At 47.1% G+C, this 13,708-nt stretch carries 12 protein-coding genes; 8 read left to right on the top strand and 4 right to left on the bottom strand.

Features of this window, described 5'->3' with window-relative positions:
- The 8 genes from G3W54_RS12670 to G3W54_RS12705 all read left to right on the top strand — a co-directional run bounded on the left by G3W54_RS12670 (nucleotide 1) and on the right by G3W54_RS12705 (nucleotide 8,685).
- Nucleotides 1-564 carry an XRE family transcriptional regulator gene (locus G3W54_RS12670; protein ID WP_162653384.1) on the top strand — a complete coding sequence of 188 codons (564 nt, stop codon included), beginning with the start codon at nucleotides 1-3 and terminating at the stop codon, nucleotides 562-564.
- 252 nt (nucleotides 565-816) lie between these two features.
- On the top strand, nucleotides 817-1,917 hold the full coding sequence (locus G3W54_RS12675; protein WP_162653385.1) for a transporter substrate-binding protein: 1,101 nt from the start codon (nucleotides 817-819) through the stop codon (nucleotides 1,915-1,917).
- Complete coding sequence (locus G3W54_RS12680) at nucleotides 1,914-2,513, top strand: ANTAR domain-containing protein (protein ID WP_162653386.1); 600 nt, start codon at nucleotides 1,914-1,916, stop codon at nucleotides 2,511-2,513. The genes G3W54_RS12675 and G3W54_RS12680 overlap by 4 nt, the downstream gene beginning before the upstream one ends.
- The gene (locus G3W54_RS12685) at nucleotides 2,488-3,378 is read left to right on the top strand and encodes an ABC transporter permease (RefSeq protein ID WP_162653387.1); all 891 of its coding nucleotides are present in this window, start codon (nucleotides 2,488-2,490) and stop codon (nucleotides 3,376-3,378) included. The genes G3W54_RS12680 and G3W54_RS12685 overlap by 26 nt, the downstream gene beginning before the upstream one ends.
- Nucleotides 3,378-4,298: an ABC transporter permease gene (locus G3W54_RS12690; protein WP_162653388.1), complete on the top strand. Its 921-nt coding sequence runs from the start codon at nucleotides 3,378-3,380 to the stop codon at nucleotides 4,296-4,298. The genes G3W54_RS12685 and G3W54_RS12690 overlap by 1 nt, the downstream gene beginning before the upstream one ends.
- A 34-nt stretch (nucleotides 4,299-4,332) precedes the next feature.
- On the top strand, nucleotides 4,333-5,955 hold the full coding sequence (locus G3W54_RS12695) for an ABC transporter substrate-binding protein (protein ID WP_162653389.1): 1,623 nt from the start codon (nucleotides 4,333-4,335) through the stop codon (nucleotides 5,953-5,955).
- 4 nt (nucleotides 5,956-5,959) lie between these two features.
- The gene (locus tag G3W54_RS12700; protein WP_162653390.1) at nucleotides 5,960-6,904 is read left to right on the top strand and encodes an acetamidase/formamidase family protein; all 945 of its coding nucleotides are present in this window, start codon (nucleotides 5,960-5,962) and stop codon (nucleotides 6,902-6,904) included.
- Nucleotides 6,901-8,685 (top strand): ABC transporter ATP-binding protein, encoded by a 1,785-nt coding sequence (locus tag G3W54_RS12705; protein ID WP_162653391.1) that lies wholly within the window; start codon nucleotides 6,901-6,903, stop codon nucleotides 8,683-8,685. The genes G3W54_RS12700 and G3W54_RS12705 overlap by 4 nt, the downstream gene beginning before the upstream one ends.
- A 54-nt stretch (nucleotides 8,686-8,739) precedes the next feature.
- Here the strand turns inward: G3W54_RS12705 and lpdA are convergent, their stop codons facing one another.
- Genes lpdA through G3W54_RS12725 form a run of 4 tightly spaced genes read right to left on the bottom strand, consistent with a single transcriptional unit; the run spans nucleotide 8,740 to nucleotide 13,691 of the window.
- On the bottom strand, nucleotides 8,740-10,137 hold the full coding sequence (lpdA, locus tag G3W54_RS12710; RefSeq protein WP_162653392.1) for a dihydrolipoyl dehydrogenase: 1,398 nt from the start codon (nucleotides 10,135-10,137) through the stop codon (nucleotides 8,740-8,742).
- 3 nt (nucleotides 10,138-10,140) lie between these two features.
- Nucleotides 10,141-11,439 (bottom strand): dihydrolipoamide acetyltransferase family protein, encoded by a 1,299-nt coding sequence (locus G3W54_RS12715; protein WP_162653393.1) that lies wholly within the window; start codon nucleotides 11,437-11,439, stop codon nucleotides 10,141-10,143.
- A 3-nt stretch (nucleotides 11,440-11,442) separates the two neighbouring features.
- Entirely contained in the window at nucleotides 11,443-12,456 is a 1,014-nt protein-coding gene (locus G3W54_RS12720) for an alpha-ketoacid dehydrogenase subunit beta (protein WP_162653394.1), read from the bottom strand.
- Nucleotides 12,457-12,458: 2 nt separating this feature from the next.
- On the bottom strand, nucleotides 12,459-13,691 hold the full coding sequence (locus tag G3W54_RS12725; RefSeq protein WP_162653395.1) for a 3-methyl-2-oxobutanoate dehydrogenase (2-methylpropanoyl-transferring) subunit alpha: 1,233 nt from the start codon (nucleotides 13,689-13,691) through the stop codon (nucleotides 12,459-12,461).
- Nucleotides 13,692-13,708: the final 17 nt, after the last annotated feature.

The following is a 13,708-nucleotide window of genomic DNA, read 5'->3' on the forward strand; positions in this document are numbered from 1 at the left end:
ATGGTCAGACAACAAATATCTGAACGATTAGCGAAGCGCTTAAAAGAGGCTCGAAAAGCCCAAGGTTTAAGTCTGGATTCACTGGCAAAACTCTCAGATGTCTCCAAGTCCATGCTTTCACAAATAGAACGAAGTGAAAGCAGTCCAACCGTTGCCGTTCTATGGAACTTGACCCAAGCCCTTAACACAGATTTTTCCGGACTTCTCGACGATGACCCTAAAGAGCAAGGCCCAATAAAAGAGGTTATTAGAGCAGGACAGGAACCAGTTATCAATACGCATGGCACCGGATGTAAGATACGAATATTGAGCGCTCCTGAGAGCGTTGGCGAAACTGAAATCTACGATTTGGAATTTGACAAGAATGGTTTATTGGAGAGTGAGCCGCATCGTTCTGGTTGCGTAGAAAATCTAACTGTATTTGACGGTGAGCTTACTGTCATGACGGATGGAATCTCAGAAACAGTTGGCTCCGGAGACACTATTCGCTATGTCGCTGACAGGCCACATTCTATTCGAGCAAGAGAAAATTCCCGGGCTGTACTCATTGTTGTTGGTGCATAGATTTCAAGTTAACATATTATTATTATTGAATTATTATATTGAAGTCAGTATTCAATCCATCCGCTCAAATAGTGTAATCAAACAGGCCCATAGACAGTTCTATTAAGCACCCACTTATTCTAAACCCTTGACAGAAAATTAAAACCCCGCCATTATTTTACGAAATTGGTTTAAAATAATCTGGCATTTGCGCCCCGTATTCCACCTACTCTTGTATGTTGGCAGCGGGGCTTTTTGTTTTTTGGGGGTTCTGTGGGAAAAAGAATTATTGAAATTGGCCTACTATTTTCTCGATCAGGGGATTACCGCCTGATATCGGAATCCTGTCGCACGGGTGCGCTTAATGCAATTGCTCGTGTCAACGAGGATCAAACATTCGATTTCAAATTTCATGCTGTCGAACGCGACCCAAAAAGTGATATAGATAAATACGAACCTTTGTGCGCTGAAATACTTAAAGATAGCACGGCACGACATATTATTGGCTGCGTTACATCTTCAAGCCGCAAAGAAGTTATCCCAACATTAGAGCGCTCCGGAGGCACACTCTGGTACACAGTCCCCTACGAAGGGTTCGAAGCATCTGATCATGTTGTTTACACACATTCCTGTCCTAACCAACATCTCCTGCCACTCCTCGACTGGGCATTTTCTACCTATGGAAAACGGGGTTACTTAACCGGTTCGAATTATATCTGGGGTTGGGAAATGAACCGTATAGCCCGAGAAGAAATAGAAGCAGCAGGTGGCGAAGTTCTGGGCGAACGATATTTACCAATAGGATCTCCAAACGTAGATCTCATGATGGATGAAATTATCAAGTTACGCCCAAGTTTTATTATGAATTCACTAATTGGTGAATCTCAGTATAAATTTATCTCTGCCTATTATGATCTTGGGAAGAAGGACGCTCATTTTCTTCCTGATACATGTCCGATCATGTCTTGTAACCTGACAGAATGCGAGCTCCCAGCATTGGGTGACACGTCTGAGGGGTTAATCTCAGCTGGCCCATATTTCAAAGGTCAAAGTGATTGGCCGCACGGCAACGAATTTAGTTCCTCACATGAGGCGGGTACTTTTGCTGCCGTCATGGAACTCGCGCGACTTCTTTCACTCGATGAATCTGCCGATCAAATGAGTTTAGCTAAATTACTGGCTCAAGATGATGCAGATCAAGGAATTATTGACCCAAAAACACACCATACAAAATTGCCTGTCCTGATTGCTCAAGTTGAAAATGGGACATTTGTAACAAGGCGGCAGTTTGCCCCCGTTATGGGTGATCCATATCTCTCAAGAGGCAGAAAAGAACTACAAATAGTTGGGCCTGATTTGAGGATCGTCTCATGAAACGACGTCCAACGGCAAGAGAACTAGGTGGCGCACATGCCATTATCCTGCATCGCAATCACCCAACAGTTTCTGCACTGTCACGACAGCTGATTGCAATCGGGCTAACCGTGTCAACACATTGGCCTGTGCTAGATGCAGGTGCACTTGGCGCAGATTTCGTTTTTTTCGATGCAGATATGGGGCATGATGAGCAATTCCCATGGGAGACTAACAAATCTCCCATGCCGCTAATCGCTCTTATTGGCAGTGAAGCACCCGGACGCATTGAATGGGCCCTTGCGGCAGGCGCCGATGCGCAATTGCTTAAACCAGTTGGCGATAACGGCGTCTATAGCGCACTTTTAATCGCGCGAGCGACTTACAATGCGGCAAAGGCTTCAGCTGCGGAAGTGCAAAGCCTAAAATTGAGGCTAAATGAACGGCAATCCGTTGTTCGAGCGGTCAATTACTTGATGAATACAGAAGGAGATGAAGACGCCGCCTATGATCGATTACGCCGCATGGCAATGGATTGGCGGATCAGTTTTGAGGAAGCTGCTCAACGGGTCATAGCAAAGGGAGGACAAGATGGTAAACGTGGTCACCGTACCTGAAGTTGAAATTGCCGAACTTGGTCCTTGGCGCCGTCTTTTTAAACGCAAACTGGCGGTTTTCGGTTTCTCACTGATTGTTTTAGTGGTTTTGGGGGCGCTGTTTGCCCCGTGGATATCACCCCATGAGCCAAACGAGCAACACTTTGATGGTTTGACTATCGAGGGTGCACCGCTTGGCCCGAATTCTGAATTTTTGCTTGGCACAGATCTATTGGGGCGCGATCTTTTAGCACGTATACTACACGGAGCCAGAACGTCCTTGATCATTGGTATTGTTGCCAATGGCTTAGCGTTGTTGATTGGTACGATCATCGGTGTGACTGCCGGATATTACCGTGGATGGATTGGCACGATGTTAATGCGGTTCACTGATCTCATGATGGCCTTCCCTGCCCTACTGCTAGCCATTTGCCTCGCTGCAATATTCCAACCTTCCCTGTGGATTGTGGCCATGGTTATAGCCCTGGTTAATTGGGTGCAGACGTCACGGGTGATCTATACCGAAACAACGTCTTTAGCGGAACGAGACTTTGTTGCCGCTGAAAAAACACTTGGAGCGAGTTCAGCGCGAATTCTATTTTCTCACATCCTGCCACATCTGGTGCCAACATTGATCGTCTGGGGAACATTGGGCATTTCCACAACGGTTCTTTTAGAAGCAACGCTCAGTTTTCTCGGTGTTGGCGTGCAGCCACCAACGCCATCATGGGGCAATATTATTTTTGAAAATCAGACCTATTTTCAAGCAGCTCCTTGGCTCGTGTTCTTCCCCGGTGCCGCAATCTTGATCCTTGCCTTGTCTTTTAATCTTGTGGGCGATGCTCTGCGGGATGAACTAGACCCGACACAGAGAGGACGTAGCTAATGTCCGCTTATCTTACACGCCGCATTGTCCAGTCTGTTTTGATCCTATTGGGCATCTCATTCATAACTTTCTTCTTATTATATGTATTGCCTGCCGATCCTGTCCGCCAAATAGCAGGTCGCTCTGCCACCGCGCAAACGGTACAGAATATCCGCGAGCAACTCGGTTTGGACCAACCCTTCATTGTTCAATATTGGCGTTATCTTACGGGTCTTGTACAGGGTGATATGGGGCGCAGCTATTTACAAAAAACCGAGGTTAGCGAGTTAATAGCAGCGCGACTTCCAGCCACCTTACTCCTTATGGGCGCTGGAATCCTTTGCGAGTTGATAATCGGACTTACCATGGGTGTTGTTTCGGCTCTTTTTCGCGGAAGATTATCAGATCAGATATTGATGATGACATCATTTATAGCAGTTTCCGCCCCTCAATTCGTCGTATCTTTACTGCTACTATATGTTTTTGCAGTCCAATTGGGTTGGTTCCCAATCGGCGGTTATGGAACTACCGCACATCTGGTTTTGCCCGCTATTACCCTCGGGATCATGGGATCGGGCTGGTACAGCCGTATGATGCGATCTTCGATGATCGATGTGTTACAGCAAGACTTTATTCGTACTGCCAAAGCCAAAGGATTAACCCGCCAACGCGTTATTTTACGCCATGCGCTTCCCAACGCAATTCTACCGGTCATCGCAATGATTGGCATTGATATTGGTATTTTTATGGGTGGTCTTGTTGTTGTCGAAAGCGTCTTTGGATGGCCCGGTATTGGCCAGCTTGCATGGCAGGCCATTCAGCGTGTCGATATCCCCATAATAATGGGCGTAACCTTAGTGACGGCTTGCGCAATCGTGATCGGAAATCTTCTTGCGGATGTTATCGCACCGCTCATCGACCCCCGCATAAAATTGCGGTGAATTCATAAACTATAATCAACCTGGAGGAATAATTATGAAAAAATTACTTTGCACAACGGCCTTATCGTTATGTCTGGCATTTCCTGCTTTTGCAGACGGCTATCAGCCTGACCCGAATGCAAAATCGGGCGGAGGCATCATTATCACCTATAAAGATGATGTAGCGACACTTGACCCCGCTATTGGTTATGATTGGCAAAACTGGTCAATGATCAAATCAATATTCGATGGCCTTATGGACTACGACCCAGGCACCACAGACCTGCGCACAGGTCTTGCTGAGAGCTACACAGTATCAGATGACGGTATGGTGTTTACTTTCAAACTTCGTAGTGGTGTGAAATTTCACAACGGACGCGTGATGAATGCGCAAGATGTAAAATACTCATTGGACCGTGTCACAAATCCAACGACCCAATCACCTGGCGCTGGTTTTTTTGGTTCGATCGCGGGTTATGACGCAATGTCATCTGGTGATGCTACAGAACTGGAAGGCGTAAAAGTTATCGATGATAGCACTGTAGAAATTACGCTTTCACGCCCAGATGCAACCTTCTTGCACGTTATGGCGCTGAACTTTGCTTCTGTCGTTGCCAAAGAAGCTGTCGAAGCTGCAGGCGATGATTTTGGTAAGCAGCCTGTTGGAACAGGCGCATTTAAACTGGGTGAATGGACCCTTGGGCAGCGACTTGTATTTGAGAAAAATGCTGATTACTGGCGTGATGGCATTCCTTATCTTGATACAGTCACGTTTGAAGTCGGTCAGGAACCTGTTGTTGCATTATTACGTTTGCAAAATGGTGAAGTTGATGTTCCAGGTGATGGTATTCCGCCAGCAAAATTCCGCGAGGTTATGTCTGATCCTGCTCAGGCAGAACGGGTGATAGAAGGCGGACAACTCCATACTGGCTATATTACCTTGAATGTGAACACGCCGCCGATGGACGATGTACGCGTGCGCAAAGCGATCAACATGGCAATTAACAAAGCCCGCGTCGTACAAATCATCAATGGTCGTGCTGTTCCAGCTACTCAACCGTTGCCACCATCAATGCCTGGTTACACAGATGGATACGCCGGATATGCTTTTGATGTTGATGGTGCTAAAGCACTGTTAGCGGAAGCTGGTTTGCCAGATGGCTTCTCAACTGAACTATATGTCATGAACACCGATCCTAACCCAAGGATCGCTCAGGCTATTCAAAATGATCTCGCGGCAATTGGCGTGACGGTCGCCATCAAATCCCTCGCACAAGCGAATGTGATTGAAGCGGGCGGCAATGGATCAGCACCAATGATTTGGTCCGGTGGCATGGCATGGATTGCCGACTTCCCGGATGCTTCTAACTTTTATGGCCCTATCCTTGGATGTTCGGGAGCAGTTGAAGGTGGCTGGAACTGGTCATGGTATTGCAACAAAGAATTGGATGCGATGGCAACCAAAGCCGATAGCATAACTGATCCGGGCATGGCTGACGAGCGTCTTAAAATGTGGTCCGATGTTTATATGGGCGTTATGGAAGACGCACCTTGGGTGCCGGTTTTCAATGAGCAGCGCTACACAATGAAGTCACCTCGTATGGGTGGAGCAGATGCCCTTTATGTTGATCCGGTTTCCATTCCTGTTAATTACGACTATGTATATGTGACCGAGTAAACACATGTGCAAAGCTTGTAATTATACGATCCATCACGCACAGCACCATTTTGGATGGGACAATTCTATTGAACCTGTCCAAAGGGTGACGCCAGGATCGACGATCAAGTTTCACTGTCACGATAGTTCGGCGGGCCAATTAAGCTCCTCGTCTACTGTACAGGATATCGTTGATCTGGATTTTGGGAAAATCAATCCCGTATCAGGCCCGATTTATATAGAAGGCGCAGAACCTGGTGACAGTGTAAAAGTCACAATTGATAGTTTTGCGCCTTCGGGCTGGGGATGGACCGCAAATATTCCGGGATTTGGTCTGTTGGCGGACCAATTTACGGACCCTGCCCTGACATTGTGGAAATATGACCCACAAACACTTGCCCCTTCACTTTGGGGCAGTGAGGGCAAGGTGCCGCTTAAGCCATTTTGCGGCACGATAGGGAATGCCTTGGCAGAAGGTGGATTACACACCATTGTTCCACCGCGAAGAGTTGGTGGTAACCTTGATATCCGTGACATTGCGGCAGGGACAACATTGTATCTACCGGTTGAAGTCGCCGGGGCTCTTTTCAGTGTGGGCGATACCCATGCCGCTCAAGGCGATGGTGAAGTATGCGGAACAGCCATTGAAAGTCCGATGGATGTTGTTCTAACGCTTGACCTGGTGAAGGGTGAAAATCTCAAAATGCCGAGGTTTACAACACCCGGGCCTGTTACAAACCATCTTGATGCGAAAGGCTATGAAGTAACAACTGGTATCGGTGATGATCTGATGCAGGCAGCACGCGATGCTGTATCTGGCATGATAGATTTATTATGCAAGCAACGCGGCATGGCCGCAGTGGATGCTTATATGCTGGTTTCCACATGCGGTGATCTCCGTATTTCCGAAATTGTCGACATGCCAAACTGGGTCGTCAGCTTCTATTTTCCACGGTGTGTTTTCGAATGACCGTCGTTGATAAAAATCTTTCCGAGGCAGCCATTTCTGCCTCGGACATTCCTGTTTTAGAAGTTGAATCTCTTGCTGTATCCGTACGAAAGCAAGGTATATTCAAGCCGCTAATTTCAGATGTAAGTTTTTCTCTTAAAAAAGGAGAAACACTCGCAATTGCTGGTGAAAGTGGCTCCGGCAAATCAATCACCTCACTGGCAATTATGGGATTACTGCCTCCGCCCGCCGTGCAAGTCACACATGGCGCAATTCGGTTGGGGTCAACCGAGCTTACACAATGTAGCGAGGCTGAGCTTCGCGATGTGCGGGGCAATCGTATTGCTATGATATTTCAAGAACCAATGACCTCGCTTAATCCGGTTCTAACCATCGGAACTCAAATTTCTGAAGCAATCCGGGCCCATGAGCCTGTCAGCCGCGCAGTTGCCAACGCCCGCGCGCTCGAAGCTTTACGTTCTGTTCGAATTAATCAACCAGAACAACGCCTATCCCAATACCCTCATGAACTTTCAGGGGGGATGCGACAACGTGTTATGATCGCTATGGCACTTGCGCTTGAACCTGAAGTATTAATTGCCGATGAGCCAACTACCGCACTGGATGTCACTGTGCAACGCGAGGTCCTCGACCTTTTGCGCGACCTTCAGGCAGAGCATGGTACTGCAATCCTATTGATCACTCACGATATGGGCGTTGTCGCCGAAATGGCCGACCGGATAATTGTGATGAAGGATGGAAAAATCGAAGAAGAGAATGAAACCAAAGCTCTATTCTCTTCACCATCGCGGCCTTATACTCAGGAACTTTTGGCATCAGTGCCTCAAATGGGCGATGGAACAAAACCCGCCAAGCAATCAAAGATCACTGGAGAACCGGTCCTCAAACTCGATAACCTAGCCGTTCGCTTCGATATACACGGTGGCCTTCTGGGCCGTGTAACACACCATGTTCACGCTGTTAATAAAGTTAGTTTTGATATCGCCAAGGCCGAAACATTTGCGCTCGTGGGTGAAAGCGGTTGCGGAAAGTCAACAGTTGCCAAAGCTATTGTTGGTCTGGTGAATCATACTGGCGGAATTGAAATCATGGGACAGCAGGCGCAACTGCATGATGCAACCCACCAAAAATCTCGTTGTCGCAACGTTCAAATGGTGTTTCAAGACCCAATGGCAGCTCTTGACCCAAGAATGCGCATTGGTGATTTGATCGCCGAGCCACTGGTCATTCATAACATCGGCTCAGTTGAAGACAGGCGCAATCAGACACTTGAACTATTGCAGCGGGTTGGATTACCCACCGACGCCGCAGAGCGTTATCCTCATGAATTTTCTGGCGGACAACGCCAACGGATATGCATAGCCAGAGCATTGGCATTACAACCGGAATTAATCATTGCTGACGAGTCTGTTTCTGCTCTTGATGTTTCCGTTCAAGCGCGTGTTCTCGCGTTGTTGGAGGCATTGAAAGAGGAGTTCGGCATAGCTTATCTTTTCATATCACATGATATGGCAGTGGTTGAAAACGTTGCGGACCGTGTGGCAGTTATGTATCTGGGTCAGATCGTTGAGATGGGAACCAGTGAACAGGTGTTTAGCAATCCACAACACCCATATACCAATCGGTTAATTGAGGCTGTTCCTGTACCGGACCCAACACATATACGCGCGAAAAACATTCGGTTAACTGGAGAAATTCCAAGCCCAGTATTCCCTGTTGGGACTAGCCCAGAACAGTTGGTGCTAACAGATATTGGTGACGGTCATCTTGTTGCTCTCTAAAATCAGAAACGAGCACTGCAAGCGGTGCTCACTCCTTTTGGCAATAAATTAATCTCACATATGAAGCGCATGACCAAGCGCTTTAAGGCAGGCTTCCTGTAATGCTTCACCTCGCGAGGGATGTGCATGTATGGTGCCGGCAATATCTTCAAGTCGCGCTGCCATCTCGATAGCAAGCGCAAAAGAAGCGGCCAACTCAGATACATTTTCACCAACAGCTTGAATACCGAGTACAACATGATTGTCAGCACGCGCGACCACTCTTACAAAACCATCTTCTCGCTCAGTCGTCATTGCTCGACCACTTGCGCTAAAGGGAAATAGTCCAGTTTTTACATCAATCTTTTCTTGTTTGACTTCATCTGGTGTCAACCCAACGGAAACAATTTCCGGGTCAGTAAAGCAAATTGCCGGAATGCACTGTTTATCCCAGTCTCGATTTTCACCAGCAACAATCTCGGCAACCATCTCTCCCTGAGCCATAGCCCGATGCGCCAACATTGGTTCACCTGTTACATCACCTATTGCATATATCCCGCGCATAGAGGTTTGACATCTATCGTCAACTTTGATGAATTCCCCATCCATATCAACAGCAAGGCGGTTTAATCCAATTCCATCAGTCACCGGTTGACGCCCAACTGTCACAAGTATCTTATCGGCTCCGATTTCGTGGATATCACCGTTCTCATCCTCAACATGCAATGATTTGGCATCACGACTTTGTTCCTTGGCACGGGTTTTGGTAAGTATGCTGACACCTAAAGCACTCAATCTCGCGACAACGGGCTTTGTTAATGCCGCATCATATTGCGGTAATATTCTATCCGCAGCTTCCACTACTGTCACTTTTGAACCAAGCTTGGCAAATGCAGACCCAAGTTCTAAACCGATGTAGCCGCCGCCCACGACAACAAGCCTTTCAGGTATTTTATTGACTGACAACAGGTCAGTTGACGAACAAACAGTTTCACTAAACGGCAAAAACGACAATTCGATCGGCCTTGAGCCAGTTGCGATAACAATTTTTTCGGCTTCAATCGCTTGCGTTCCATCAGCGGTTTTGACTTCAACTTTTTTGCCATCGACAAACCGCACGTGCCCATTCACAAAACGGGTATTGGCTTTTTTCATAAGTGTCGAAACGCCCGAGTTTAAACGAGTAACGATACCGTCTTTCCATTCGAGTGTTTTAGCAAAATCAATTTGTGGATTGCTGTTGGTCAATCCAATTGGGGTCACATTCTGCGCAGCTTCTTTCATCTTGAAAAATTCATCAGCAGCATGAATGATAGCTTTTGATGGAATGCAGCCAACATTTAAACATGTTCCGCCAGCTTTTTCTTTTTCAACGACGATTGTATCAATACCCAGTTGGCCTGCGCGAATTGCACAAACATAACCACCCGGCCCCGCACCAATGATCAATAACTTACAAGTAAGATCAGCCATCTACTACCCTTCCACAAAAATCATTGCTGGTGTTTCCAGTAATGATTTCAATCGCTGCACAAAAACGGCTGCATCCCATCCGTCAATAATTCGATGATCAAAACTACATGACAGGTTCATCATTTGTCGTGGCAAGAATTCACTTCCATTCCACGCAGGGCGAACAGCCATTCGGTTGACACCAATGATTGCGAGTTCAGGGCGGTTTATGATTGGTGTTGTTGCAATAGCGCCCAATTTACCGAGCGATGTTATTGATATTGTCGATCCAGAAAGCTCCTCACGAGAGGCACTTCCATTTCGCGCAGCTTCTGCAACCCGCGTCAACTCAGTAGCCATTTGCCAAATGTTCATAGCTTCACAGTGGTGAACAACTGGAACCATCAACCCCTTTGGGGTCTGTGTAGCGATACCAATATGAGTAGCTCCAAACTGGCGAATAAGGTTTGCCTCATCATCATAATGGGCATTCATATCTGGCTGTTCCTTAATAGCAGACACCATCGCGCCCATTAGAAACGGCAATATTGTAAGTCGCGGTTTATCTTCTCCATGCTCAGTATTTAACTTCTGGCGCAACTCTTCCAGAGACGTCACATCAATTTCTTCCACAATCGTAATGTGCGGGATATGCGTATTTGCCTCAGACATGCGCTCTGCAATTTTCCGACGCATTCCAATAACTTTAACTTCACTCACATCATGATTTTTCATTCGTCCATGTGGTTCTGATATCGTTTTGCGATCATTAGCAAAATACATATCCAAATCATCATGAGTGATCCGACCCGCAGGGCCGCTCCCCGGCACTAAACGCAGATCAATACCAGCATCCTTTGCGCGCTTGCGCACCGCTGGCGATGTGAGAAACTTTTCACCTTCTGCACGCAATGTTCTAACTGATTGCGCCTCTGATTTTTTTCCAGTTTCCAAGTTCTCCAAAGTAGATGGCTTTACCTCTTCTTCTGCCCGAACATCGGTTATAACTTCAGGTTCTGGTGCCGGAGCAATATCAATACGCTCACCGTCGGTAGTTTGGGATGAGTTATCATTCCCTTCTCCCTGCACTTCAATACGAACAAGAGGCGAACCCACAGGAACAGTGTCTCCCACTTCACCTGCATATTCAATAATGGTCCCTGATACTGAAGATGGAATCTCAATCGTCGCTTTATCTGTCATCACAGCAGCAAAGACCTCATCTTCTCTAACAACGTCACCAACCGGAACACAAAGCTCAACGATTTCGGCCTCGGCTACCCCCTCGCCGACGTCAGGCATTTTTATTGTGTAGATACCCATCTTTTATGCCTCCATCATTTCTTTGATAGCCGTGGCAACGCGGTCAGGTCCGGGGAAATAATCCCACTCAAAAACATGAGGATAAGGTGTATCCCAACCGGCAACACGCGTAATAGGCGCTTCCAGATTGTAGAAACATTCTTTTTGGATAATTGCTGCAAGTTCAGCACCAAATCCGGACGTTAATGTTGCTTCATGAACAACGGCACAACGACCGGTTTTTTGAACAGATTTGACAATAGTTTCCTTATCCAGCGGAAGTAAGGATCTCAGATCAATGACCTCGGCATCCAACCCGCTCTGTTCAACAGCTGCTGATGCCACATGAACCATTGTACCATATGTCAGGATTGTCAGATCATTACCCTCACGGCGCACAACTGCCTTCCCTAAATCTGTTTTAAAGTAACCTTCGTCAACTTCGCCAAGCACATGGTTCTTCCATGGCACAATAGCTTTGTCATGATGCCCATCAAACGGCCCATTATAAAGTCGTTTTGGTTCCAGGAAGATGACGGGATCAGGGTCTTCCATCGCCGCAATGAGTAACCCTTTCGCATCTTGAGGGTTAGATGGCATCACCGTTTTAAGACCCGCGACATGGGTAAATAACGCTTCTGGGCTTTGGCTATGCGTTTGACCACCATAAATACCGCCGCCGGCTGGCATCCGGATTACCATCGGGCAGGTAAATTCTCCTGCCGATCGATACCGCATTCGCGCAGCTTCCGACACAATCTGATCGTAGGCGGGATACATATAATCAGCGAATTGAATTTCCACACATGGGCGTAAACCATAAGTCGCCATCCCAATCGCTGCACCAACGATACCAAGCTCATTAATCGGCGCATCAAAACAACGCGTTGGTCCATATTTTTCCTGCAAACCAGCAGTGCAGCGAAAAACGCCTCCGAAAAAACCGACATCTTCACCAAACACGATAATTCGTTCATCACGCTCCATCATGACATCATGCGCATTTTGAATCGCTTCAATCATCGTCATCTTGGCCATGATTATATCCCCGCCTGTTGACGCTGTTCTATAAGGTGGGAAGGCATCTCTTCATAAACGTCTCTAAACATATCACTCACGGACGGACGACTACCGGTTAGTAATGTACCAATTGCCTCAGCTTCTTTTTGTGCTGTCACCACAAGATCTGTGATTTCAGCTTCGGCTTGGACATGGCGTTCCTCGGTCCAGAGACCTCGTGCGATCAAATGCGTTTTTAATCGCAAAATAGGATCACCCAAAGGCCATGCATCGCTTTCTTGTTTTGGGCGGTATGCCGAAGGATCGTCAGATGTCGAATGCCCTCCAACACGATAGGTGACATGCTCAATAACAGTTGGACCTAAATTACGTCTTGCTCGTTCAGTTGCCCATTTTGCTGCCGCATGAACAGCTAAATAATCATTTCCATCAACCCGCAAGGCAGGAATACCAAATCCATGTCCTCTGGCTGCAAACGTCCCTGAACCACCTCGGGCAATGCCTTGGAACGTTGAGATTGCCCATTGATTATTGACAATATTCAGGACGACAGGTGCCTTATAGGTTGAAGCATAAACCAGAGCTGCGTGGAAATCTCCCTCGGCAGTTGAGCCATCCCCAACCCAGCCAGCCGCAATTTTTGTATCATTGCTAATGGCCGATGCCATAGCCCAGCCCACGGCTTGGATATATTGGGTCGCGAGATTTCCTGAGACGGAAAAAAAGCCCTCATCCTTGAAAGAATAGAGAACAGGCAATTGACGCCCGCGCATCGTATCTTCTTCATTGGAATAAATCTGGCACATCATTTTCTTGAGCGAAAACTCTTTCGCAATCAGTAATCCCGCCTGCCGATAGGTCGGAAAATTCATATCACCTTTGTTAAGCGCAAGACGAAATGCGCAACTCACAGCCTCTTCTCCCAAATGCTGCATATAAAATGAGGTCTTACCCTGCCGCTGCGCCATCATCATGCGATGGTCAAATATGCGTAAGGTCATCATATGACGCAGCCCGTCACGCAATTGACCGTCGCTTAATGTTCCCGCCCATGGTCCGACGGCTTCGCCATCTCTGTTAAGCACACGAACGATCGAATATGCGAGATCACGCATATTTTCAGGATCTTCATCAACCTCAGGACGTCTCACACTACCCGCGGGTGGGATTTCGACACCAGAAAAATCAGGCGTATCACCAGGCCTACATTCAGGTTCTGGAACATGTAATTGTAATGGTTCAAACTTGGTCATTGAATTACTACCGTCCT

Source organism: Lentilitoribacter sp. Alg239-R112 (assembly GCF_900537175.1).
GTDB lineage: Bacteria > Pseudomonadota > Alphaproteobacteria > Rhizobiales > Rhizobiaceae > Lentilitoribacter.

Coding starts and splice junctions, on each gene's coding strand:
- G3W54_RS12695 (WP_162653389.1), top strand. CDS start 4,333: ATGAAAAAATTACTTTGCACAACGGCCTTATCGTTATGTCTGGCATTT.
- G3W54_RS12700 (WP_162653390.1), top strand. CDS start 5,960: ATGTGCAAAGCTTGTAATTATACGATCCATCACGCACAGCACCATTTT.
- G3W54_RS12715 (WP_162653393.1), bottom strand. CDS start 11,439: ATGGGTATCTACACAATAAAAATGCCTGACGTCGGCGAGGGGGTAGCC.
- G3W54_RS12725 (WP_162653395.1), bottom strand. CDS start 13,691: ATGACCAAGTTTGAACCATTACAATTACATGTTCCAGAACCTGAATGT.
- G3W54_RS12680 (WP_162653386.1), top strand. CDS start 1,914: ATGAAACGACGTCCAACGGCAAGAGAACTAGGTGGCGCACATGCCATT.
- G3W54_RS12670 (WP_162653384.1), top strand. CDS start 1: ATGGTCAGACAACAAATATCTGAACGATTAGCGAAGCGCTTAAAAGAG.
- G3W54_RS12705 (WP_162653391.1), top strand. CDS start 6,901: ATGACCGTCGTTGATAAAAATCTTTCCGAGGCAGCCATTTCTGCCTCG.
- G3W54_RS12720 (WP_162653394.1), bottom strand. CDS start 12,456: ATGGCCAAGATGACGATGATTGAAGCGATTCAAAATGCGCATGATGTC.
- G3W54_RS12685 (WP_162653387.1), top strand. CDS start 2,488: ATGGTAAACGTGGTCACCGTACCTGAAGTTGAAATTGCCGAACTTGGT.
- lpdA (WP_162653392.1), bottom strand. CDS start 10,137: ATGGCTGATCTTACTTGTAAGTTATTGATCATTGGTGCGGGGCCGGGT.
- G3W54_RS12690 (WP_162653388.1), top strand. CDS start 3,378: ATGTCCGCTTATCTTACACGCCGCATTGTCCAGTCTGTTTTGATCCTA.